Here is a 22,876-nt window from a genome sequence, read left to right as displayed (position 1 = left end):
GCGGGCATTTTATGCGCTACCATAGCGTGATGATCGTGTTGATTTTTCATACCTTTAAAGTTTAATAAGTGAGCGTTAATCCGCCACCCAGGCCCATATCGCTATCGTAATGGGTTGATAAGGAGAAGTATTTGGTAACAATATATCGAAGACCAGCGGCATACTCCTTGTCTGTATTCACCATGATGTTAAAGCGCAGGCGGCTGGTAACAGGTATATCATCCCTGCCTAACTGGAAGCGCAATTTACCGTCTCCATCAATACGCGCATCGGCCACAAAAAGCATCGGCAAAGTATAAGCCAGACCCGCGACTACCGTATGCCTGTTATCCTTATTGCTCACCTGTCCGAAAAGGTTTTTAGCATCACTGCCAAATATATTTTTTTCATTAGGGTCAAATTTCTTGTAGTGGTAGTCAAAACCTATGTAAGGGTATAACCATTGCATTCTGCCAATATAACGCCCAATCATGGTTTCACTTTCATAACCCATGGTAGCATCAGTGCCTAAATGCCACATGGTACTGGCTTTCCACCGGGTATTGGAGAGCATGAATTGTGCATCGCTGCCATTGCTTTCTAAACCAAGTTTGCCCATAAAATGCGGCATTTGATCATCACGGTTCAGCATTCGTTGTGCCAGCTTTGGATCAGGGATTTCCGGATTTGGCGCAGAGTTTTCATAGCTGAATATCCTTCCCATACCGCTCATCATATGGTAGAGTATATGGCAATGAAAAAACCAATCGCCGCCAGGTTCTGAAGCATTGAATTCAATCGTATCCCGTTCCATTGGCATGATATCTACTACGTTCTTCATCGGCGCGTTTTCACCCTGCCCGTTAATTACCCTAAAATCGTGACCATGCAGGTGCATCGGGTGTCGCATCATGCTGTTATTGTATAGGATGATGCGCAGATTTTCACCTTTTTTGATCAAGATCCTGTCCGATTCTGATACCGTTTTGTTATCCATCGTCCATACATACCGGTTCATATTACCTGTCAGATCAAACTTCAATTCCCGCATCGGCCCTTTTGGTAAGGTAGTATGATGAGGGTCACGCAGCATCCCGTAATTTAGGGTCACAATGTCCGAATTGTCATCAGCCATATTCATGCCTGCCATGCTTTTGTCATTAGGCATCTGCATACCCGGCATGGCGGGTTTTTTATCATCCGCCTGGGGTTTGTCAGCTCCGGTTATTTCCGGATACATCACGGTGTTCATGTCCATCGTTTGGTTTTGCATTTTCATGCCATCCATTTGAACCATGTTGCCGCTCATATCCATCATGTCGTTCATCATCTTCATCCCGGCGAAATATTTCAGTTTCGGCATTTTTCCGGCATAAATTTTTTGGCCGCTGCCTAACCAAAGGGAGGCTGATTTGGTGCGGTCTTCAGGTGTTACCAAAAACTCATAGCTTTTATTTTCAGGAACTGTGACTACCACGTCATAGGTTTCGGATGGGGCGATGATCAGCCGGTCAACTTCAACAGGTTCAACGTCATTGCCGTCAGTAGCCACTACGATAACTTTACCTCCTGCATATTTGAGCCAGAAGTAAGAGGTAGCGCCGCCATTGGCGATTCGCAACCTTACTTTATCACCGGCTTTATATTGCGGCTGCTCGTTTTGATTTTTTCCATTGATCAGAAATTTATCGTAATAAACATCGCTGACATCCATCGCGTTCATGCGTTTCCATTCATTGGTAACCTTTGTTTTGAAATGGCCGGAAGCAATCGCCTCCGCATAACTTTGTGTTGTACCTTTTTGTATAGCGAACCAGTCGGATGCTGCGTGTAAACTACGATCAACCTCTTTGGGGTTCATGTTTGTCCATTCGCTAAGCACCACAGGCAGGGTTGGGATATCCCATTCCTTACGCTTGTTCATAATAAAAGCACCGTACATCCCGATCTGTTCCTGCAAGCCTGTGTGGCTATGGTACCAATGGGTACCATGTTGTTTGATCGGGAATTTATATAAATGGGTTTCGCCCGGCTTGATCGGCATCTGTGTCAGATTAGGCACGCCATCGTAGCGGTTGGGCAAATAAAGCCCGTGCCAGTGCAGGGACGTTTCTTCTTTCAATTTATTATGCACATAGATCTCGGCGGTATCGCCTTCGGTAAAAGTCAGGGTCGGCATTGGGATGCTGCCGTTAACGGCTATTGCCCTTTTTGGCTTCCCGCCGTAGTTGACAAGGGTGTCTGCAATGTAAAGATCATAACGAACGGTGCGGGGCGGCGCAATACTGACCAGTGTATTAATCGGGCCTAATTTTGCTTTTGCGTTTTTCATGTCATTGACCGCCTCCTTAGCGTCACCCATGCTCATGCCATCCATTTTCATTCCACCCATATTATCGGCTTTTTTACCGTCATCTTTGGGCATTTGCATATCATTCGGCTTTCTGGTCTCGGGCTTATCCTGATCCATTTTCATACCGTCCATCTTCATCCCATCCATGCCGCCTGTTTTTTTTGCTGGGGCTTTTTTCGGCAGGGCTTTTGGTTTTTCCTTGACCAGCTTCATGCCGCACTTAGGGCAATTACCCGGCTTGGATGCATGGATTTCCGGGTGCATCGTACAGGTATAAGTAACAGCTGGCTGCTTTTGCATACCGGCCATATTTTGCATGTCGTTTTGAGCAAATACGAACTGCTTTAAACAAAGCATCATTGCCACAAATAGTATTTTTTTCATCTTTAATTTTTTTGTAAAAGGCTGTCGCCTGCAATTTTAACCCAGTTCATTAATGTTGCTTTATCATCCTTTGAAAGAATAGCGTTCTTATGGATAAAGGTGTAAGAAGATAAAGGCATCGAGCCTTCTTCCAGGCTTTCACCAATGGCCCTTAATCTGCTCCTTTGTTTCCTGGAAGAATAGGTTCCGAACTCGTTGAAATTAAGCTCTGCTTTACCGCCCCTGATGTGCCTGTCAAGCATCAACCGAAATGGCTGAAGCTTCGCATACCAGGGATAATCCGTGTGGTTGCTGTGGCAATCATAACATGATCTTTTGAGTATAACGCCAACATTTTCGGGAACGGAAATTACCTGTGCAATGTCGTTCACTGGTTTAGTTCCTTTATTATTATGATCACGGGGGACTAATTGGATAATGACCACAACGGTTACCAATACCATACCGGTAATTTTTACGATCCGTTTCATAGTTCCTATTTTAATTCCTCTTTGACCGAACCGCAGGTGGGCATTTTGGTGCCGAGGTAAGGGTTTTTGATGTCTTTGGTTTCGCTTATCCAGTCCGCACCTTTATTATTATTATACATCGGGCAGTGATCAACATATAAACCCTGTCCGGCACTAAATAATTTAACAAAGTCAATCATATCCTTGCTCAACATATCAAAGTGTTCGCGCTGGTGGGGTAGCTTCCCGGCGCTCATCCCGATATGCTCTGCCATTTCTTTTGCATCATCAGCTATATCGGTAAATGATTTTTTTTGAGTTGATGTTAATGCGGACTGGTCGAATTTCATAAAGCCTTCGGATAAAGCTTTCCCGGAAGTTGCGGCATCGGTGCTGTTATCTTTGGCCAGTGCGTTTTTTAAATCAAGGTAGTTTCCTACCATTTCCTTTACAGCAGCGGTCGTTTTTGAATCCAAACCACTTTTTGCCGGGTTAGATGTACCGGCTGAATTTGTTCCAGTCGAATCTTTGGAGCTGTTGGATGCTGATTTATTCGTGTTATTGCAGGCTACCATTGAAAATGAAGCCAGGCAGGTCACTGAAATAATGATTAGATTTTTCATAGGATGATTATAAATTACGGATCGCCCTGCGCAAGTCGCCGCGCAGGGAAATCAAATCTTTAAGAATTTAGTTAGCTTATTTATTCAGGGTTTCAGTGACCTTACCGCAAGTAAGCATTTGGCTACCATAGTAAGGGTTTTTGATCACATCCTCAGCCGATAACCAATAGCTCTTTTTCATCGGGCAATAGGAATAGTAAACAGGTTTATCTGTTAATTTTACTACTTTAGCGAGCTTGAAAAAGTTGACTGAAAAATTAGCAAAATGCTCCCGCTGATGTGCAATGTCCTTGCTTTCTGAGATATGCCTGGCATCGAAAGCCAGTTTTTCCTGTGCCGCCATAAACGCGTTCATATCCGCTGCTGGCAGCGATTTCATATCCACACCGTTAACAGCCTTTAGAAATTCTCCTGCATGGGTAGACGCATCGGCGCTGTTTGATTTGACCAAAGCATCTTTAATGTTATAATAAGATGTCATTAAACTTGTAAGCGCTGTAGTTTTAGCATCCTGTGCAAAAAGTAGCTGGGTAGAAGCAGTTGCGATCAACGCAACCAATAAAAATATCTTTTTCATGATCTGAATTAATTAATGTAATAGAAAAATTGGAACATGGCGGAGCCTTATAGTTCTGAAATCTATTAATTAATCAAATCTGAAAACTTTGCAGCGCGACGCGAATAGGATATGGAGGAGGCCGTCGTCGCCCGTCAGCTAAAATCAATCGGACTGATTGACTGAGCGTAACCGGCTTTAAAAATAATTGATAATAAGCACCTATATAAGTAATAGGGGCCATTAAAATAATTTGAGCTGATTGGGGAGTGACTTTAGCTAATGTGTTAAAGCTATTGACTGCACCCTGGCAACAAGGGTCATTTTGAGCTATTGACGTTTGGTTGTACGGGGGTAACTGATCAGTATCAGTAGCCTGTATTTCTCGCCCACCATGTTCATGGTGGTGTTCAGTTGCTTCGTCATGATGTTGTTCCTTAGCTCCGTTTCCATCGTGGTGGTGTTCTGTAGCTTCATCATGCTCATGGGTAGACATACGTAAAGCACATGCAAATCCGGTAACCGTATTTAGCAGGAATATAAATAATAATAAAAGTGCTTTACTTCTCATTTTCAACTACAAAGTTAAACAACAGGTTGTCAAATTGTTTTACATAATTACGTTTTAAATTTATACCCTATACCAAACCGGCTAAGCCACAGTCCGGGCTATCTTTTGCATAATGGAATGGTCGTCGCCAAATTTACATAAAGCGTCGCAGTGTTGCCTCAGATCGCTAAAACAGATATATTTCATTTGCATATTTCCTTGCTTTATAGAAGGACGGGATAGCTGCATGATCACATCCTTTTCCCGGTGATCCGGGACTACGAGGTATAACACTTCTTCGTTGTTGTTCACACTGCAACTCAGATCAGTCAATCTCAGAATTCCTGAGTAGATACTGGTGCTCTTCTCGACCTCAAAAGCAGCGATAACTTTAGCCGTGCCCTTTACAAACCACAGAACATCAATTAATTTAACAGTATTCAAGACTTCTTTATCCAATACCAGATCTGGAAAGTCTGCCAGTGAAATAAAAGTAAACTTATTTCCGTTCCATGATTTAGATCGGTCATTAGAGGCCGCGATCACATCATATCCAAGCGCGTGACCAATCTTCAACAAATGATATTGCATTTCATTGTGCAAATGTTCATCCTCTGTTTCCACTCGTCTGTCTTTATGACGCTTTTCGATCAGGCGTTCAAGCCTTGTGCGTTCAATTTCCGAAAGGTATTCATCTTTACCCAACAGTAACTTTTGTGTACCGATCTCGAATAGAAGGCCTGCGAATGCCCCCGTGTCCAGAGAGAGCTCATTGCAATGTCTGCGGTTGATATCCATGATGACTTCTCTAATTTTGAGATATTCGCTCCAGCTGCCTAATTTCTTTTTGTCTTTAAAAAGGTAGTTGAAGCCATTAATGATCGCGGTATTAAACGGCGGTATCAATGTTGGGTGCAAAAAATAAAGAATGCTGGCCACCGCAGGCCCCAAACCTTTGATCTTTAAACCATCCAGTTTTTCAATTTCACTGATGAGCTGCTGTTCATTTTTCGCGTTGATACAGTTTTCTAAAAACTGGCCGAATGCTATCTTGTTAGCCTGGTTTTCGTAAATATCAGGAATCCGTAATTTGGGTTTCCAATAAAAAGGATGTGACGCCCCTTCAAAAACCTGTTTTTGCTCCGTAATGCAACTCAAAACAAATTCAAGTGAGGTTCCTTTAAAATCGTTTCCAAAGCGCTTCGTTTTAATATCATCAATAACCTGTAACACTCCCCGGCGGATCGAACGAAAGGCCTTCAACCTTTCTTCATTATTGATGAACCAGGTATTATATACCGATTCCTGGTCATTTTTATATTGGCTTATAATAGATTGTAGGTGCTCGCTCATGTTTAGGAATTAATAACTAAGATAAGGCAAATCCTTAGCGGCAGCATTTTTTTACAAACAAAAATTTGAACACTCATATTAACGCCCTTTTCAACTTTTCCATTAAAATTTATTTAGTTCACACTTGGATCATGAATTAATTTCAAACCGGTTTAAATAAGAACATATAATGTTCAGCATGATGGTAGTTAAGATCGTTCCTGAATTCGTTAGTTAACATATATCTGGTGGTCACTAAGCTTACTATACCACATCCCTGCTCGCGGGCATATGCTTCTGCATGATTTAACAAACGTTTCCCATAACCTATTCTTTGCTTTTCGGGAACAATAAAAAACTCATCAATATATAGGAGATCGTTTTCCCACCAGGTTTTAGTATGCGCCAATAATATGCCTGTGATCGCTCCTTGTTCATATATGGCAAAACCCACAAACCGGGGTTGATCAGCGAATTCTTTAAGGTATTTTAATGCCCTGTCATACCCCCATTGATGGTTCCATGGCGGGCGATTACTTGATGCGATGCAGAGGTCAACGCATTTATCGATATCTTCTCTTTCTAACTTTTTGATGTCCATAATAATTGCTTAAATTTTATAGTTCTACTGCTGTTTTAACCAGCATGAACGTAGGTAGTGTACTCCGCGACGTTAATGGCCGGAGGTGAATTATTCCAACCGACGGTGTTTAATTTTTTCTGAAAAAACCATGGTAATATTGGTTGCTAAACAGGCAATTGACTTTTTCGGATTTGTCTGCCAGAAATTCGTCACAAGCCAACTTAACCCCCGGATGAGCATCAAATCCAACGCCGTTAACTCGCTCATCATAATAATCCATAAGCACACAAATTGCGCCTTTTGTCATTCGTGGATAGACATTTTTCAGGCAGCTTAAAACAACATCTTTATGCGAGGCCTGATCCCCTCCAAAACCACAGTCAATATGTATAAAGCAAATTTGATCAGGTAATTGTCCTGGGAGGGTATCTTTGAAAAGTCCTTTGTGTAAAACAGGTAAGGCTAATCCGGCACTGTTGAAGTTCAGTGTCAGTTGATCTATGACTTCGCCTTTTATGGTGTATTTATTTTCAAAAGTATCGTATAGATGCAGTTTTTTCTCAGACTGATGCTGCGCTATAACTTTTTGAAACAGCATCGCGCACTGCCCGGTAAAGCAACCCAGTTCAATTACGTCACCAGCGACATTATTTGATAAAACATTGTCTAATAAATGATAATAATTGATGCGTTGTTCGATAGTATTCATATCGACTATCGTGTCAACTGGGCTTACAGTGTAGCCTATTTTTGAAAATCTTAAAACCTTGTTGATGAATGAAATGAAATATGATTTCCCTTTTCTTTTACCGAAAGGGGGCTGAGTAATAAAATAATTGCTCATTGTTAATGTGATTAGGATGATAACTTTAATGACTAATTTTTAAAGATTATCGTTAATCGCCGGGTATTTTGATACGCTTGGTGTCGTTAAGCTAAAGTATCTCTCTCCGGATTTTTATCCGTTATCATGTAAGGAAAAGAGACCGATGTTCTATTTGGCGTATTTGTAATCAATAGTCGACCATGCGGCGAACGTTTAAGCTCAAGCCACATATGTGCCCTTGTGATTATCAGCGTTAACAGATAATAGGATATCTGGCCGCCTGGATGGCAGCAACGCTTGATCAGATGAGAAGAGTTCTGTTGGAAATATAAATAGGTCGGGTGGATAAAAAAGGCGGCCCGGTTGACCTTGGCCAACTCACTTTGTATGTGCTCCTTAATGGGATATAAAAAAATCCGTCCGTATGAAAAAGCACGATGGCAAAATCCGTTGGCGAAAAAATAAAGTGAGTACTTATAGTTGAATTCTCTTTTACTACATAGGTACCATGATGATAACAGCAATTACAATTACCGGTGTTGCAGTCATCATCACTATCTTTTTCGTCATGCCCGTGATCTTCACTTTTACCTTGCTTTTCACTTTTGTTTTCAAGCTGAGCAGACAGGTAATCGGTGGTGCAATGAAGCAGACAAGCATAAGCACCCGTTGAAAGTAACAGGTAAAATGATGTCATGATTAAAGCACAGATTTTTCTCATGTAAGCACTTTTACTTAAAGCCTAAAGATAATGGATATTTTTCCAAACTTGCTGTACGGTTGATAGCAATATATCAAAAAAATTGGTCAGGATATTGAAAGAGTTTAGTTATTGCGTATATGGCAACTATTTTTTCATTCTTGCCAAAATTGCTTTCATCTGCGCGATCTCTTTTTCCTGCGTTTTTATGATACCATCGGCAAGTTTTCTTACCTCTGGATCTTTAATATTCGCGTTTTTACTGGTCATAATTGCGATTGAATGGTGGGGTATCATCCCTTTCATGTATTGAACATCACCAACAAATGTTTGGGTTCGCACGCCTACAAGTGAAAGAACAAAGGCCGCCGTACTGGATAAAATGATAACCATGTTCAGTTTACGGTTCTTATACATCATTCGCATCATCGCTAACATCAATAAGGCCATAGCGGCTACCATCATGAGTGTCATATAAAAGCGCGTCATACTTAAATAAACATGATCGGCCTGATCGACATTCAAAAACATAACACCATACATGATAACAAATGACAATATCAGCATCAAAGCAAATGTTTTGTAATTCCCCTTTTCCATAGTTAAGTCTTTATAAACTAACCCTTTCAATAATGGCTTTGTTTCGGTATCGCTTAAATTTTATCGATAGCTTTTCTACCCATTTTTTCAGAAGCTTTAAATTGACTGGGCGTTATCCCGGTGACGGCTTTAAATTGGGCAGATAAATGAGCACTGCTGCTATAACCCATCTTCCAGGTGATCTCGTTTAAATTCAGTTGTCCATATTCCAGCAACTCTTTTACCTTTTCAATCTTCTGCTGAATAATGAATTTTTCGATGGTTGTATCTTCCGCATCGGAAAACATCCGGCTGAGGTAAGCATAATCCTTGCGCAGTCCTTCAGACAGGTATTGAGAAAAATTCAAATGGGTGTCTGCAAGGTCACTATGATGAACCTTTTCGATGATAAGGCTTTTGATTCGCTCTACCATTTGATCTTTTTCATTGTCCAGTAGTTCAAAGCCGAGTAATTTAAGCTGTGATGAGATCTGGCTCAATTGATCGCTATCCGGCTCGGGTTGAACAGTGGCGGTGCCTAAGTTCACATCACCAACGTCCAGCCCGATATTTTGCAACTGCTGCCTGACCACCATAATGCAGCGGTCACAAACCATATTTTTAATATGTAATATCATGAGGTTTTATAAGCAAAAATACGGTTAAATTTTTTCAGCATGATAGCCTTTGATTTTTAAAGCGCTGATAACCTCGCCTGCTGTTAGTCCGTCGCCGGATTGCACAGTAAGTATCTTATCCGGGTTCGTGGTATCTACATCCCATTTGCTAACACCCTCCAGTGTATTAAGTGCTGGTGTAACCGTTGCAACACATCCACCACATTTGATATTGGTTTTGAATTTTAAAGTTTCCATGTTTTTTGATTTTTAAATTAAAGATTAAGTTTTGAAAATTTCAGTCTCAGGCTGTTGCTGACTACCGATACCGAGCTTAAAGCCATCGCCGCGCCGGCGATCATCGGGTTTAATAAAAAGCCATTGATAGGATATAATATACCGGCGGCGATGGGGATGCCGATCAAGTTGTAAATAAATGCCCAGAACAGGTTTTGACGGATGGTGCGAACTGTCAGTTTGGAAAGTCTTAATGCTTTGGGTACCTGCTGCAGGTCTGAGGAAACCAGGGTAATCTTAGCTACATCCATCGCGATATCGGAACCTTTGCCCATCGCTATACTGACATCAGCCTGCGCTAAGGCCTGGCTGTCGTTAATTCCGTCACCGATCATCGCTACGATCTTACCTTCAGCCTGTAGTTTTTTAACAAAATTTGCTTTATCTGATGGCATGGTATCCGCCTGAAAATGGGCGATACCGGCTTCCCTGGCGATAGCGGCTGCGGTTTGGGCATTGTCCCCGGTTAGCATATAAACCGAAATCCCCTGTTTTTTCAACTGATTGACGGCTGCTGCCGAACCAGTTTTGATCGGGTCAGTGATAGCCGCAATCGCCAGTACCTGTGTTTGACTGGCAAAGTAGATGACCGTTTTTGCCTGGTTTAAATAGGCGTTGACAGGGTCGTTTAACTCTTGCGGTAGTAGTATGTTCTTTTCTTCAATCAGTTTATGGCTTCCGGCAAAATAAATTTGGTCGTCAAAGCTTGCCTCAACGCCGCGTCCAGTCAAACTATTAAATGCGCTTACTTTTACTAAACACTCATTGCTGGGTTTCAAGTAAGCTACGATGGCTTCCGCCAAAGGATGTTCTGATTGTTGCTCTATCGCCAAAAATAAAGCTTGTAATTGGCTTTGACTGGCGGGAAGGGACTTTGCCCAATGCAGGTCCGTAACTACAGGTTTTCCCTGGGTGATCGTTCCGGTTTTATCCAATACGACCGTATCCACTTTATGGCCCAATTCCAGCCCTTCCGCATCTTTGATCAAAATACCGTTTTCGGCACCCTTGCCAATACCTACCATAATAGCTGTAGGCGTAGCAAGCCCTAATGCGCATGGACAGGCGATAACCAGAACCGTAACCATAGCCAGTAAGCCTTGTGTTAAGGCATGTTGCCCGCCAAATATCAGCCAGGCACTTAAGCTTAATAGGGCTATCAGGATCACAATAGGCACAAAAATTCCCGCTATCTTGTCCACTAATTTTTGTACAGGTGCTTTAGAGCCTTGCGCATCCTGCACCAATTGGATGATCTGGGCCAGCATAGTATCACTGCCAACCTTTTCCGCTTTGAAGCGAAAGCTTCCTTTTTGGTTCAATGTACCCGCAAAAACGGGATCGCCTGTTTTTTTCTCTACCGCGACAGGTTCACCGCTGATCATGCTTTCATCCACAAAGGAATTACCTTGATAGACTAAACCATCAACTGGGATCTTGTCCCCCGGACGGACTAACAACTGGTCGCCGATCTGCACATCAGTAATGGCGGTTTCGATCTCCCCCTTGGCAGTGATCAGTAATACCGTTTTAGGTTGCAGTCCTATTAATTTCCTGATCGCAGATGAAGTGTTTGATTTTGCTTTTTCTTCTAACAGTTTCCCAAGCATGATAAAGACGATCACGACAGAAGCCGCTTCAAAATAAACATGCGGGTGCAATCCCTGACGGTGGCAGAACTCAGGGTAGATCGTATTAAAAACACTGAATACAAAAGCAATGCCCGTACTCATGGCCACCAGCGTATCCATATTAGCGCGACCATGTTTGCCTTGCTTAAAAGCGCCGATAAAAAAGCTTTTCCCGGCAACAAAAAGCACGGGGGCGGTTAGTGCCATCATGATATAATTGGCAAACGGCATATTCATAAAAGCCATTCCGATCAGTACCACGGGAATCGTTAAAATAGTGGCCCAGGTAATATTTCTCTTTAACTGCTGGTAATGACTTTGCTGCGCTTCCTTTTGGATTTCTTTACCGTTCACCGTATCAATGATGAGGTCATAACCTACCGATTGAACGGATTGCTGTAAAGCGGCGGGCTGAACAATTTCGGGATGAAAGGCAACCTTCACCGATTGGGTAGCATAATTTACCTCAGCCTTTTCAACGCCTTTTTGAGCGCCGATCATCGATTCAACACTGGCGGCACATGCCGCGCAGGTCATGCCGGTAACAGGAAAAGTAAGGGTATGTAAATGTAGTGCTGGCATATCTCTTGTTTAACTGCACAAATTTACCTCCGGTTCCGGCTTTGAAAATTACAGGATTCTGTCTAAGATTTATAGAATAACGTAGCGTTGCGTTTCTGGATTTATTAAAACAAAATCCTTATCATTGAATATTAGTTGATAGTATAAACTAATGTCTAAACACACTATTTAAACCTTTAATTTATGGACAATTATTTCCTTGTTAAAAAACCTTATGCCGTAAATGAAAAAAAACGCTCCGCGTTAATTGAGTTTGTAAATAAAGGCTTGCGATTCATGCGTACAGGGTACCAGGTTAAACAACTGGACACTAACATAGATATGAATACCCCCGAGCAGCGCATTAACTACTACCATTTACTGGATTCAGTTATTTTCAACGGAGTTCCAGGGGATGTGGTTGAATTGGGCTGTTTTACAGGGCAATGCGCGCTTATTTTTGAGAAGGTGATAGAACTTAATGGTTCTGAAAAGCAATTACATCTCTATGATAGTTTTTTTGCCACATTCACGGTGAAGGGAAGCGTTGAAGATGAACTTAAGGCAAATTTTAACAAAGCAAAATTAAAACAGCCTTTTGTTCACAAAGGAGATTTTAAAACGACCTTACCAGATGAATTGCCTTCAGAAATTGCTTTTGTACATATTGATTGCGGTTTCGGCGGGGACAAAATGGAGCATAAGGCGGTGATGCTGCATTGTTTTGAAAGCATTTATCCCAGAATGTCTAAAAACGCTGTTTGTATCATGATGGACTATTTTGATGCAGAAAAAGGAGCGGAAGGGCTTGATATTAATCCCGGTGTCAAATTAGCTTATGATGAGTTCTTCGCTGACAAACCGGAACAAATTATATGCCTCTGGGGGAACCAATATAATCACGCTTATTTCCGTAAAGTTTAAAAGGCTACATTTTCAAATATTTGATTTGCTTGTCCTGTTCCCAAACAAAGAAACTGGTGTTTGCATTAAGTTGCGCCGCTTTTAAAAAACCACCTGTACCAATTATCATCGGGACTTTTTGAGGGAATTTAACGACATTAAGCGTATCACCGGTTTGGTAGGTGATCAACGGATTTGTGCCGTTACCGGCGATGCTGCATGTCCGCCCTTTTGCTAAATAGGTTTCAGGATCACCAGGAGTGGCGTAAAAGATATCTCCCTTACGCTGCCATACGGTCTGTACAGCATTTGACGGGCTAATACGCAGGCCGCCGCCATCCATCGGGCAGCCGTTCAGCTTCCAGGTATCCATTCCCATTTTGACTGCGGGGGAAAAAGTTTTTCCCTGATCGGATGAGCGGGTCACATAAAGGTCCCTTGAACCGTTCAGCCAGTTCCTGAACATCAGCGCGACACTTGTTCCTTTAACGGCAATGCTCGGCCTGCAACATTCACACACATGCTGGTCAGGGGACTGGTAAGCCATAATGTTTTTTGACCATTGAAGCGCTTTTACTTTTAACGATGAAAAATAGACCTGGTTCTGCTTGCCAGTCCTGGTATCCAGCCAAACCGCATAGAAATTATCCTTATCGTCCGCCGCGATATTCATCAGTCCCTCGGGCGCTGAACCTTTCAGGTCATTAATCATACCCATATATTTCCATTTGGCAGTAGCATGATTGAGCTGATACCAGTGAATATTTCCGGTTTTGTCCATCGCAGTGATCACCGAGTAATGCTTAGAGCTGGCGAACTGTGGGCTCCTCGACATCCCCAGGTGCATTTCCGGAAGTTTGGCAACCAACAGCGGTTTGCCAAAAGATGTGCCATGATCGGTCGAAGTGGCGCAAAACATCTGATCGGCCGCCCCGAATACAACCCTTACAATTCCTTTACCGTCAACACTTACCTGCGGCTGCTGGCCGTTTCCGATAGAAGTATTAGGGAGGTTAGATGAAGACAAACTAAACAATGCCAATATGGGTAAAATCAGGAAGAGGAGCTTTTTCATTAAGTCAAACGGTTTTGAATCGTGGAATTTAAAAGTATTAAATGATATAGGGCAGTGTTAAATACAAAAAATAAAATAAGTAGCCGCAAAGTGACCTTATTTTAGAGCCCGCAAGATTCTTTAAAAGGGGAGTTTCTAATTTAAAGTTGATCTGTTATTTTGCTGATACCTGTTTTAAAAAGGTCTCTCACCTCTTTAACAGGTATATTGGTTATTTGTGCTGTTTCCTGAAAATCAAACTCTTCCTGCGTTTTTAAAAGGACAATAATACGTTCTTGCTGAGTTATGCCCTTCAAACCCGCCAGATGACTTTTGTTTAGCCTTTCGGCTGACAGGCGATAAAGTTTAATAAGTATGGTACCGCTTTCCTGTTTTGCCGTTGTTAATTTCCAGAATTTTAAAAAGACATCCTGTATCAATTCATCCGCAGCCTCATGTTCCAAACCTGCTTTCCGCAGGAAAAAATATATTTTTTTCTGGTACTTGTTTAGTACCTGTTTAAAAGCTTCGTTCCTTGTGGTATTGTTATGCAACAATCCTAATAAGGCTTCATCATCTGTATCGATTAACATAACTTAACCAGTTTAATGAATGATCTATTTCAACTTCATTTTTTGTATCCTGACCGCATTCAGGATCGCTAAAAGCGCAACGCCGACATCAGCAATAACTGCCTCCCATAAATTGGCAACACCACCTGCGCCAAGGACGAGGACAATCACCTTGACGACCATCGCGATGGTGATGTTTTGCCATACGATCCGCTTAGTTATCCTGCCAATTTGAATGGCGGCAGTGATCTTGGAGGGCTGATCATTTTGGATAACAATATCTGCGGTTTCGATGGTGGCATCGCTGCCTAAACCACCCATTGCGATCCCGGCATCAGCCAGCGCTACCACCGGGGCATCATTCACGCCATCCCCCACAAATGCGATACGGCTACCCGCATTTTTAAACTCCTGTACCTTTTCTACTTTCCCATCAGGCAGCAGATCACCGAAGGCTTTATCGATACCTAATAATTTGGCCACCTTATCAACTACGGCCTGTTTATCACCCGACAGCATGATGGTTTGAATTTTCAAACTGTGCATCTGCTCAATGGCCTGTTTAGCATCTTCTTTGATCTCGTCAGCGATGGTCAGATACCCGGCATATTTTTCGTTAACAGCGACGACAACAACCGTATCCACCAGTTGATCTACTTTGGATGGATAGGCGATATTAAATTTCTTAAGCAATTTCGTATTTCCCGCTAAAACCGTTTTACCATCGACCGTGCCCTTTAAGCCATGCCCGGATACTTCTTCGACATCTTTTGCTTTCAACCCTTCCAAAGTATCTCCGGCATAAATAACTACAGCTTTGGCAATGGGATGGGTGGAATTACTTTCGAGCGCTGCGGTGATCCTTACCAATTCTTTTTGGTCAATTCCTTCAGCTACTACTTCCTGAACATTAAAAACACCTTTGGTCAATGTTCCGGTTTTATCCATAATAACCGTGTTGATGGTGGTCATCACATCTAAAAAATTGGAGCCTTTAAACAGGATACCGTTACGGGAGGCGAGGCCGATGCCGCCAAAATAACCAAGCGGTATAGATACCACCAAGGCGCAAGGGCAGCTGATCACCAGGAATACCAGCGCACGGTAAAACCATTGATGGAAATTATAAGGATCGGTAAATAAATAGGGTGCAAAACAAACCAGCAAGGCAAGCGCAAAAACAATCGGCGTATAGATCTTGGCGAAGCGGCTGATAAACAACTGCGTTTGGGATTTACGAGCGGTAGCATCCTGCACCATTTCCAGTATCTTACTCAATTTGCTATCCTTGAAAAGTGATTTAACCTGCACTTCCGACACTTTATCTAAATTGATCATCCCGGCCAGCACGGTTTCACCTTTTCTCTTGGTATCCGGTTTGCTTTCGCCGGTTAACGCCGCTGTATTGAAAGTCGCTTCATCAGAATAAAGTTCACCATCCAGCGCTACCTTTTCGCCTGCTTTTATCTGGATGATCTCATCAATTTTGATCTCCTTCGGGTTAGTAACCAATGTTTTGCCGTCCCTGATCACCGTTACTTTATCCGGCCTGATATCCAGTAAGGCCTTAATGCTCTTTTTGGCTTTGTTTACTGCTGCATCCTGGAACCATTCTCCAATAGAATAAAATACCATAACCGCTACGCCTTCACTATAGGAGCCGATACTGAATGCCCCCAAAGTGGCTACGCTCATCAGGAAAAATTCGTTGAAGAAATCGAAATGTCTGGCTTTGCGCCAGGCCATACCTAATACATTATAACCCGCCAGCAGAAATGCCACGGAAAATATGATGAGATTTATCGGGAAAGCCGGCTGAAATTTAAACCCAAATTCCAGGGTTAGCATGACGGCCAATATAGCTAAGGCGGTAAGCAGCGGCCAATGGCTTAGCCAGTTTTCTTCTTCAGCAGGCTTGTTCAGGTCAACTGTTTCATCTTCTTCCTCATCATCCTCGGATTTTAATTCGCGATCAGTATCCTTTATGATGTTAACCTCGGCTTTATCTTCTCCTGTTTTTATTGGGGCATCCGGCTGAGTTGTCTCTGCCATACCGCTCTTCTTTTCTTTTTGCATCATTTTTTTAATTTAACGGTTTAACCTTCTGAATCCAAAAACCAGAGTTCAGCTTCTGCAATAGCTTTTTTCAAAGCTACACCTGATTGCAGGCCATCCTGATGATACCCGGCAGCCAGTTCCAATGCCTTTTGTTTTACTTCGGGCCGCAGATCTTTCAGCTGATCGTCAAAGCCCTCAAATTTTTCTTCATTCATGATCAATACTTCAAATTTAAGCAGGTATGCCCTGCAATCGTAGTGCAAATTATTTCCTGCATTCAGCGCATAAACCCTTGACAAGCAAACTTGTTTCCTGCCGCTCGTAACCGCCCGGCAATTTGACTTCAGGTATTTGCGTCTTAGGTAAACAGTGGGTTTCGCTGCAATTGGTACAGTAAAAATGTACGTGAAGGTCATGGTGACCATCAACCGTACAAGCCGGCTGGCAGAGCGCAAATTTAGTAGTGCCGGTACCGTCATCTATCCGGTGTACCAATCCATGTTCTTCAAATGTTTTGACACTGCGGTACAGTGTAACGCGGTCGGTTTTCTCCAGGCCGAGTTCCATATCAGTCAGGCTTACGGCATTGGTTTGTTTCAGCAGGTAATCCAGCACCACTAACCGCATGGCGGTTGGGTTGATCTGCTTTTCCAGCAATGTGTTTTCCAGTTCTTTCATCGCTATTCTTCCTCTGCGCCACCGGCTGCTTTTGATTGTAAATAGAATGCGCCTTTTAAGGCGACCTTTACGGATGATGGCAGTTCTTCAAGCGGTTTGATCTGTATAAAGCCTAATTCTGTTACCCCGGTGGATACCTCCACTTTTTTGAACCTGAAAACATTGGCTTTTTCTGATAAAACCATAAAAACAAACTGCTTGCCTTCCGAACGCACAACGGCATCAACCGGAACGGCCGAGGTTAGCCTACTGCCTGTACTGATCAAGGCCGTTACATACATGCCGGGAATCAGGTTCTTTTGCTCCTTGTTATTGATGACCGCATGAACCGTAACACCCTTGCTTTCATTTTCAAACGATTTATTGATACCATTGATCGTTCCGGTGATCTGTTGATTTTCCTGATTGGTCAACTGGAAACTCACTTTTTGACCGACTTTAACGTGCATGAGGTCTTTCTCAAATACAGTAAGGTCACAGTGGATCTTGGAGTTGTCCACCACTTCCATGATAGAAGTGCCGGGCTGAACAAATGCGCCGGTATTAGCGGTGATCTGGCCAACGGTGCCGCCAATCGGTGAAAGAACAGGGAATTGTGAAACGATATTGCCATCCGTTATTTTGCCGGGTGAAATGCCCAACTGGCTTAGCTGGCTTTCATAAGCGGTGATCCGGGAGCGTTCCGCATGATAGGTCGCTTCGGAAGACTGGAAAGATTTACCCGTGCCTGCACCGGCTTCCTGCAATTGCTTTTGCCGGTTATATTCTGCCTGCACATAAGTAAAATTGTTTTTAGCCGCGAGATAATCCTGCTGTATCTTAATAAGATCCTGGTTCTTAATGGTGGCCAGTAACTGCCCGCGCTTGACCTGCTGGCCTTCGATCACGCTGATATGGTTAATGATACCGCCTGAAAGGATGCTCACATCAGCCTTGTTTTGTGGCGGCACGGCCAATTGGCCGTTAGCTTTAATGACTGAATCCAGGTTTTTTTGCGCGATTGGGCCGGTTACAATGCCAACCGTTTGCATTTGCTCCGCGGTCAGTTCCAGCCCGTCGGCCTTTTTCTTGGCTGTTTCCGGCGCGCCTGCGTTCTCTTTGCTATCCGTTTCCTTTTTACCGGAATCACCCGAACAGGAAGCAAAGGCTAACCCGATCAAAAAGGCAGCTGTGATAAGTTTATATTTTTGAATGTTCATTGCTTATTCTCCTTTGATAAATTGTATTTGAATGGCGGACTGGTTCAAGCGGCTCACCGCTTCTATGTACGCTAATTTGACCTGTACTGCTGCGGACATATTTTGGATATATTCAATATACCCGATCTCGCCCAGGTTGAACGATACCTGCGCTATGCGTAACTGTTCGTCGGCTTGTTTTAAACCGCCTGAACGGTAATAATCAACCGCCTGTTTGAATTTTTGGTATTGCTGTACTTCCTGCTCATATTGCAGGCGCACCTGGGATCGCGTCTGCTGGTAATTGGTCTGCGCTACCTGGGCGGAAAGCCGTTCGGATTTGATCCTCGCACGGTTTGCCCCATTGAATATGGGCAGCGCAACACCTACCTGAATGCCTGCAATTCGCGTTCCTGGTGAATAGTCCCGGTTGATGCCCGCAGGATTAAAGCCTGAAATAACCAATTGCTGGTTATAGCCTAAAGTCAAATCGGGCAATCCTTTTGATCTTTCAACGGCGATCCTCGCGTTGGCGACCTCGATGTTTTGAAGATCGACATTCACCTGCGGGTTGTTAGCCACATTGATCGTGTCCGTCGGCAGGTTCAATACCAGGGGCAGATTACTTTCAGCAATAACCAACGGCCCGGAAGTATTAAGCAATTGTTGCAAACTCAATTCATTGCTTTGCAGATCTGCCTGCGCACCAATTTTGAGGGCTACAATTTCCTGGTATTTATTCCTTGCGCTGATCAGTTCCAAATTAGAGGTTTCGCCGGTTTTGAACCTGATCTCCGCCTTTTTTACGAAGCCTTTGTAAACGCTGTCCTGATAATTCAGGATGCGCAGGGTTTCCCTGTTCAGCAGATAAGCATACCAGGCGCTCCGTACCTGACGGATAATATCGGCTCGTGTTAAATGTCCGCTGCGTTCAGCCAACAGCGTTTGCTGGTTCAGTAACTTGCGCTGGTTTTTGTACAAGCCGGGCCAGGCAATATTTTGGGTGATCCCAATCGCATTATCCATGTTACCGCCGCTGGTCGGGTCTTGTGTTACCATTAATTCAGTTTTGGGGATATCCGTGCCTGATCTTTGCAATGCCCTGGCCTGCTCGATGGATAAACCCGCCGAACGGATCTGCAGGTTGTTTTTAAGGGCCTGGTTGATCGCGCTATCTAAGGTTAGCGGCACCTTGCTTTGTGCCTGTGCGGTGTTTTGCTGGAAAATACCAAAACCGGTCACCATCAGTAGTGTAGCCAGAGCTTTAGGCACTTTGATCTTCCCGGCTTCTTTGCGGTTGAATAAGAGGTAAAGGCATGGCAGCACAAACAGCGTTAAAAAGGTCGCGGTTATTAAACCGCCGATAACAACAGTAGCCAGCGGCCTTTGAACTTCTGCACCTGCACTTGACGATAAAGCCATCGGCAGGAAACCTAAAGAAGCTACGGAGGCAGTCATCAGTACCGGGCGAAGCCTGGTCTTGGTGCCCTCTAAAACACGGTCATAAATATTGGACATACCTTCTTCTTTTAATTGGTTGAAGTAACCGATCAGTACGATACCGTTAAGTACGGCCACACCAAACAAGGCGATAAAACCCACACCTGCGGATATGCTGAACGGCATCCCGCGAATAAGTAATGCCGCCACACCGCCCATAGAAGCTAAGGGAACCGCTGTGAAGATCAGCAGGCTTTCTTTTATGGAACGGAACGTTACATATAACAGCACCAGGATAAACAGCAAAGCCGCAGGGACAGCGATCAGCAATCTTGCCTTAGCCGCTTGAAGGTTCTGGAATTGTCCGCCATAGGTGAGGTAATATCCTGTAGGTAACTTAAGCGCGGTGTTGAGTTTTGCTTGAATTTCTTTTACGGTAGATTCCACGTCACGATCTTTTACATTAAAACCGACGTAAATGCGCCTTTTGCCGTCTTCACGGGAAACCTGCGCAGGCGCATCTTTAAAAGAGATATCCGCTACCTGGCTCAACGGCACTTTATTACCCGAAGGCAGCGGAATAAGCAGGTTTTCAACACCCGATATATTTTCCCGCAGGTCACGGTTCAGGCGAACCACCATATCAAACCTCTTTTCGCCTTCAAATACCACACCGGTCACACTTCCGGCAAAGGCGGTTTTCAGGATCATGTTCACATCGCTGATATTTAAACCGTACTGCGCCATTTTATCCCGGTTATAAGCTACCTGTACCTGCGGCAATCCGCTTACTTTTTCGATATAGGGTTCACTAACGCCTTTTACCGGCGCGATCAGTTTAGCAAGTTTATCGGCTTGCACCGCTAAGATATCGAGATCATCCCCATAGATCTTGATCGCTACATCCTGGCGGATACCGGTCATGAGTTCGTTAAAACGCATCTGCATCGGCTGCGAAATTTCGACGTTAATACCGGGAATAGCTGACAGCGCATCTTCCATTTTATCGATCATTTCCTCTTTGTTCTTTGCGGACTTCCATTCCCCTTTAGGTTTCATGGCCAGCATCATATCGCCCTTTTCCATCGGCATAGGGTCGGTTGGTATTTCGGAACTGCCGATACGGGTAACCGCCTGTTTGATCTCGGGAAATTGGGCTTTTAACAGCTTCTCTGCCTTGCCGAACGTTTTGACCACTTCGGTGAGCGAAGTGCCCTGCATCATGGAAATCTCTACGGTCAGGTCGCCTTCGTCCAGCGTAGGGATGAATTCGCCGCCCATCCGGCTGAACGCCCATATCGCGATACCAAACACGATGAATACAATGGTTACGGTGATCACTTTGATCTTCAAAACGCCGATCAAAGAACGCTGGTAAATGCGCTGTAAAAACCCGATGATACGGTCTGAGATATTCCGTTTGTGTGAAGTTTTTTTACTAAGGAACAGGGCGCTTGCCATGGGCACATAGGTCAGCGACAGGATAAACGCGCCCAAAATGGCGAACGCTACGGTCTGCGCCATTGGCCGGAACATCTTGCCTTCGATCCCGACCAGGGATAGCAAAGGCAGGTAAACGATCAGTATGATGATCTGTCCGAATGCAGCTGATTTCATCAGCTTGCTGGCACTGTCCCGAACCTCCACATCCATTTGCGCGGTGGTCAGCTTTTCTACACCTTTTTGTTTATAGCTGCCTGTGGTGATGTGATGAACTACACTTTCGACGATGATCACCGCGCCGTCAACGATCAAACCAAAATCTATTGCCCCCAAACTCATCAGGTTACCTGATACCCCGAAAAGCCGCATCATGGAAAAAGCGAATAGCATGGCAAAAGGGATAACCGAAGCCACAACTAAACCTGCTCGTAAATTCCCCAGCAGCAGGACCAACACGAATATCACGATCAATGCGCCTTCCAAAAGATTACGTTTAACCGTATTGATGGCCCGGCCAACCAGTTCGGTACGGTCAATGAATGGTTCGATCACCACACCTTCCGGCAGGGATTTTTGGATCTGCACCATCCGTTCTTTAACATTTTTGATCACTTCACTAAAGTTCTCGCCTTTGAGCATCAGGGCGACACCGGCGACCACTTCGCCTTCGCCGTTGCGGGTTACCGCTCCGTAACGGGTCGCGCTGCCGAATTGCACTGTGGCAATATCGCGTACCAATATGGGAGAGCCTTTGGTGTTGGCGACCACTATCCGGCGGATATCGTCCAGGTTTTGCACCTGTCCCAGGCCACGGATGAAATAAGCGTTGCGCTGTTGCTCGATGTAGGAGCCGCCGGTATTTTCATTGTTCTTTTGCAGTGCTTCATATACCTGCGGTATAGTGATACCCAAAGAGTTCAGCTTATCATTATCCAGGGCGATCTCATATTGTTTAACATAACCGCCCCAGCCGCTGACTTCGGCCAGTCCAACGGTTCCGGCCAATTGGGTACGTACCAGCCAGTCCTGTATGGTTCGTAGGTCGGTAGCGGTGTATTTATTTTCATAGCCTTTTTTGGCATGGATCACATACTGGTAAATTTCACCAAGCCCGGTGGTGATCGGTGCCAGGGAGGGTTCACCCAGGCCTGCCGGAATACTGTTTTCAGCTTCTTTCAATTGGGAATTGACCTGCTGCCTTGCCCAATAAATATCCACATCATCCTTAAATACAATGGTGATCACGGATATGCCGGAACGGGATATGGAACGTTTTTCTATGATCCCGGCGATATTGGCCATGGATAATTCTATGGGAGCGGTAATGAACTGCTCTACTTCCTGTGCCCCAAGGCTGGGGGCTTGCGTAATGATCTGTACCTGGTTATTGGTAATATCGGGCTGCGCATCAACCGGCAGGTTGTAGGCCGAATAAATGCCCACCAGTATTAAAACCAGTGTCATGATCCCGATAGTTACCTTGTTCCGGATAGAGAACGCGATAATCTTGTCAAACATAAATTTGTAATA

The 22,876-nt window shown here is 44.0% G+C and carries 21 protein-coding genes; 1 reads left to right on the top strand and 20 read right to left on the bottom strand.

Annotation, left to right across the window (positions count from 1 at the left end):
- Window positions 1-61: 61 nt before the first annotated feature.
- The 13 genes from QWZ17_RS29285 to QWZ17_RS29230 form a co-directional block, all read right to left on the bottom strand.
- Entirely contained in the window at window positions 62-2,716 is a 2,655-nt protein-coding gene (locus QWZ17_RS29285; protein ID WP_290308914.1) for a multicopper oxidase domain-containing protein, read from the bottom strand.
- Between the two features lie 2 nt (window positions 2,717-2,718).
- On the bottom strand, window positions 2,719-3,186 hold the full coding sequence (locus tag QWZ17_RS29280) for a heme-binding domain-containing protein (protein WP_290308913.1): 468 nt from the start codon (window positions 3,184-3,186) through the stop codon (window positions 2,719-2,721).
- 5 nt (window positions 3,187-3,191) lie between these two features.
- On the bottom strand, window positions 3,192-3,788 hold the full coding sequence (locus QWZ17_RS29275) for a DUF3347 domain-containing protein (protein WP_290308912.1): 597 nt from the start codon (window positions 3,786-3,788) through the stop codon (window positions 3,192-3,194).
- A gap of 76 nt (window positions 3,789-3,864) precedes the next feature.
- Window positions 3,865-4,365 (bottom strand): DUF3347 domain-containing protein, encoded by a 501-nt coding sequence (locus QWZ17_RS29270; protein WP_290308911.1) that lies wholly within the window; start codon window positions 4,363-4,365, stop codon window positions 3,865-3,867.
- Window positions 4,366-4,438: 73 nt separating this feature from the next.
- Window positions 4,439-4,915 (bottom strand): hypothetical protein, encoded by a 477-nt coding sequence (locus QWZ17_RS29265; protein WP_290308910.1) that lies wholly within the window; start codon window positions 4,913-4,915, stop codon window positions 4,439-4,441.
- A gap of 81 nt (window positions 4,916-4,996) precedes the next feature.
- Window positions 4,997-6,247, bottom strand: coding sequence for a type II restriction enzyme NmeDI-related protein (locus QWZ17_RS29260; RefSeq protein WP_290308909.1), 1,251 nt, complete (start codon window positions 6,245-6,247; stop codon window positions 4,997-4,999).
- A gap of 142 nt (window positions 6,248-6,389) precedes the next feature.
- A complete protein-coding gene (locus QWZ17_RS29255; protein ID WP_290308908.1) occupies window positions 6,390-6,827 on the bottom strand; it encodes a GNAT family N-acetyltransferase in 438 nt (145 codons plus the stop codon).
- A gap of 109 nt (window positions 6,828-6,936) precedes the next feature.
- On the bottom strand, window positions 6,937-7,653 hold the full coding sequence (locus QWZ17_RS29250) for a class I SAM-dependent methyltransferase (protein WP_290308907.1): 717 nt from the start codon (window positions 7,651-7,653) through the stop codon (window positions 6,937-6,939).
- A gap of 283 nt (window positions 7,654-7,936) precedes the next feature.
- Window positions 7,937-8,332 (bottom strand): HYC_CC_PP family protein, encoded by a 396-nt coding sequence (locus tag QWZ17_RS29760; RefSeq protein ID WP_494337465.1) that lies wholly within the window; start codon window positions 8,330-8,332, stop codon window positions 7,937-7,939.
- 150 nt (window positions 8,333-8,482) lie between these two features.
- Entirely contained in the window at window positions 8,483-8,935 is a 453-nt protein-coding gene (locus QWZ17_RS29245) for a DUF305 domain-containing protein (RefSeq protein WP_290308906.1), read from the bottom strand.
- Between the two features lie 53 nt (window positions 8,936-8,988).
- Window positions 8,989-9,552, bottom strand: coding sequence for a helix-turn-helix transcriptional regulator (locus QWZ17_RS29240; protein WP_290308905.1), 564 nt, complete (start codon window positions 9,550-9,552; stop codon window positions 8,989-8,991).
- Between the two features lie 24 nt (window positions 9,553-9,576).
- On the bottom strand, window positions 9,577-9,789 hold the full coding sequence (locus QWZ17_RS29235; RefSeq protein ID WP_290308904.1) for a heavy-metal-associated domain-containing protein: 213 nt from the start codon (window positions 9,787-9,789) through the stop codon (window positions 9,577-9,579).
- 17 nt (window positions 9,790-9,806) lie between these two features.
- Window positions 9,807-12,041, bottom strand: a complete 2,235-nt coding sequence (locus QWZ17_RS29230; protein ID WP_290308903.1) for a heavy metal translocating P-type ATPase — start codon at window positions 12,039-12,041, stop codon at window positions 9,807-9,809.
- A 183-nt stretch (window positions 12,042-12,224) separates the two neighbouring features.
- Here QWZ17_RS29230 and QWZ17_RS29225 point away from each other — a divergent pair, with 183 nt between their 5' ends.
- On the top strand, window positions 12,225-12,944 hold the full coding sequence (locus QWZ17_RS29225) for a TylF/MycF/NovP-related O-methyltransferase (RefSeq protein ID WP_290308902.1): 720 nt from the start codon (window positions 12,225-12,227) through the stop codon (window positions 12,942-12,944).
- Between the two features lie 4 nt (window positions 12,945-12,948).
- Here the strand turns inward: QWZ17_RS29225 and QWZ17_RS29220 are convergent, their stop codons facing one another.
- The 7 genes from QWZ17_RS29220 to QWZ17_RS29190 all read right to left on the bottom strand — a co-directional run bounded on the left by QWZ17_RS29220 (window position 12,949) and on the right by QWZ17_RS29190 (window position 22,864).
- The gene (locus QWZ17_RS29220) at window positions 12,949-13,998 is read right to left on the bottom strand and encodes a hypothetical protein (RefSeq protein WP_290308901.1); all 1,050 of its coding nucleotides are present in this window, start codon (window positions 13,996-13,998) and stop codon (window positions 12,949-12,951) included.
- Between the two features lie 140 nt (window positions 13,999-14,138).
- Window positions 14,139-14,570, bottom strand: coding sequence for an RNA polymerase sigma factor (locus QWZ17_RS29215; protein ID WP_290308900.1), 432 nt, complete (start codon window positions 14,568-14,570; stop codon window positions 14,139-14,141).
- A gap of 24 nt (window positions 14,571-14,594) precedes the next feature.
- Window positions 14,595-16,628, bottom strand: a complete 2,034-nt coding sequence (locus QWZ17_RS29210; RefSeq protein WP_290308899.1) for a heavy metal translocating P-type ATPase — start codon at window positions 16,626-16,628, stop codon at window positions 14,595-14,597.
- Window positions 16,629-16,645: 17 nt separating this feature from the next.
- Window positions 16,646-16,822 carry a hypothetical protein gene (locus tag QWZ17_RS29205; protein WP_290308898.1) on the bottom strand — a complete coding sequence of 59 codons (177 nt, stop codon included), beginning with the start codon at window positions 16,820-16,822 and terminating at the stop codon, window positions 16,646-16,648.
- A 49-nt stretch (window positions 16,823-16,871) separates the two neighbouring features.
- Window positions 16,872-17,285: a Fur family transcriptional regulator gene (locus tag QWZ17_RS29200; protein ID WP_290308897.1), complete on the bottom strand. Its 414-nt coding sequence runs from the start codon at window positions 17,283-17,285 to the stop codon at window positions 16,872-16,874.
- Window positions 17,286-17,287: 2 nt separating this feature from the next.
- On the bottom strand, window positions 17,288-18,484 hold the full coding sequence (locus QWZ17_RS29195; RefSeq protein WP_290308896.1) for an efflux RND transporter periplasmic adaptor subunit: 1,197 nt from the start codon (window positions 18,482-18,484) through the stop codon (window positions 17,288-17,290).
- 3 nt (window positions 18,485-18,487) lie between these two features.
- The gene (locus QWZ17_RS29190; protein ID WP_290308895.1) at window positions 18,488-22,864 is read right to left on the bottom strand and encodes a CusA/CzcA family heavy metal efflux RND transporter; all 4,377 of its coding nucleotides are present in this window, start codon (window positions 22,862-22,864) and stop codon (window positions 18,488-18,490) included.
- Window positions 22,865-22,876 lie beyond the last annotated feature (12 nt).

It is taken from the genome of Mucilaginibacter flavus, from assembly GCF_030409315.1.
Classification (GTDB): domain Bacteria; phylum Bacteroidota; class Bacteroidia; order Sphingobacteriales; family Sphingobacteriaceae; genus Mucilaginibacter; species Mucilaginibacter flavus.
The sequence above is the reverse complement of the archived record's forward strand: the minus strand, read 5'-3'. Positions and strand labels throughout refer to the sequence as shown.

What these genes read in the sequence shown, in the direction of transcription:
- QWZ17_RS29280 (WP_290308913.1), bottom strand. Translation starts at nt 3,186, where the DNA reads ATGAAACGGATCGTAAAAATTACCGGTATGGTATTGGTAACCGTTGTG.
- QWZ17_RS29230 (WP_290308903.1), bottom strand. Translation starts at nt 12,041, where the DNA reads ATGCCAGCACTACATTTACATACCCTTACTTTTCCTGTTACCGGCATG.
- QWZ17_RS29275 (WP_290308912.1), bottom strand. Translation starts at nt 3,788, where the DNA reads ATGAAAAATCTAATCATTATTTCAGTGACCTGCCTGGCTTCATTTTCA.
- QWZ17_RS29250 (WP_290308907.1), bottom strand. Translation starts at nt 7,653, where the DNA reads ATGAGCAATTATTTTATTACTCAGCCCCCTTTCGGTAAAAGAAAAGGG.
- QWZ17_RS29205 (WP_290308898.1), bottom strand. Translation starts at nt 16,822, where the DNA reads ATGAATGAAGAAAAATTTGAGGGCTTTGACGATCAGCTGAAAGATCTG.
- QWZ17_RS29215 (WP_290308900.1), bottom strand. Translation starts at nt 14,570, where the DNA reads ATGTTAATCGATACAGATGATGAAGCCTTATTAGGATTGTTGCATAAC.
- QWZ17_RS29200 (WP_290308897.1), bottom strand. Translation starts at nt 17,285, where the DNA reads ATGAAAGAACTGGAAAACACATTGCTGGAAAAGCAGATCAACCCAACC.
- QWZ17_RS29225 (WP_290308902.1), top strand. Translation starts at nt 12,225, where the DNA reads ATGGACAATTATTTCCTTGTTAAAAAACCTTATGCCGTAAATGAAAAA.
- QWZ17_RS29240 (WP_290308905.1), bottom strand. Translation starts at nt 9,552, where the DNA reads ATGATATTACATATTAAAAATATGGTTTGTGACCGCTGCATTATGGTG.
- QWZ17_RS29260 (WP_290308909.1), bottom strand. Translation starts at nt 6,247, where the DNA reads ATGAGCGAGCACCTACAATCTATTATAAGCCAATATAAAAATGACCAG.
- QWZ17_RS29235 (WP_290308904.1), bottom strand. Translation starts at nt 9,789, where the DNA reads ATGGAAACTTTAAAATTCAAAACCAATATCAAATGTGGTGGATGTGTT.
- QWZ17_RS29760 (WP_494337465.1), bottom strand. Translation starts at nt 8,332, where the DNA reads ATGACATCATTTTACCTGTTACTTTCAACGGGTGCTTATGCTTGTCTG.
- QWZ17_RS29285 (WP_290308914.1), bottom strand. Translation starts at nt 2,716, where the DNA reads ATGAAAAAAATACTATTTGTGGCAATGATGCTTTGTTTAAAGCAGTTC.
- QWZ17_RS29270 (WP_290308911.1), bottom strand. Translation starts at nt 4,365, where the DNA reads ATGAAAAAGATATTTTTATTGGTTGCGTTGATCGCAACTGCTTCTACC.
- QWZ17_RS29220 (WP_290308901.1), bottom strand. Translation starts at nt 13,998, where the DNA reads ATGAAAAAGCTCCTCTTCCTGATTTTACCCATATTGGCATTGTTTAGT.
- QWZ17_RS29190 (WP_290308895.1), bottom strand. Translation starts at nt 22,864, where the DNA reads ATGTTTGACAAGATTATCGCGTTCTCTATCCGGAACAAGGTAACTATC.
- QWZ17_RS29245 (WP_290308906.1), bottom strand. Translation starts at nt 8,935, where the DNA reads ATGGAAAAGGGGAATTACAAAACATTTGCTTTGATGCTGATATTGTCA.
- QWZ17_RS29195 (WP_290308896.1), bottom strand. Translation starts at nt 18,484, where the DNA reads ATGAACATTCAAAAATATAAACTTATCACAGCTGCCTTTTTGATCGGG.
- QWZ17_RS29255 (WP_290308908.1), bottom strand. Translation starts at nt 6,827, where the DNA reads ATGGACATCAAAAAGTTAGAAAGAGAAGATATCGATAAATGCGTTGAC.
- QWZ17_RS29265 (WP_290308910.1), bottom strand. Translation starts at nt 4,915, where the DNA reads ATGAGAAGTAAAGCACTTTTATTATTATTTATATTCCTGCTAAATACG.
- QWZ17_RS29210 (WP_290308899.1), bottom strand. Translation starts at nt 16,628, where the DNA reads ATGATGCAAAAAGAAAAGAAGAGCGGTATGGCAGAGACAACTCAGCCG.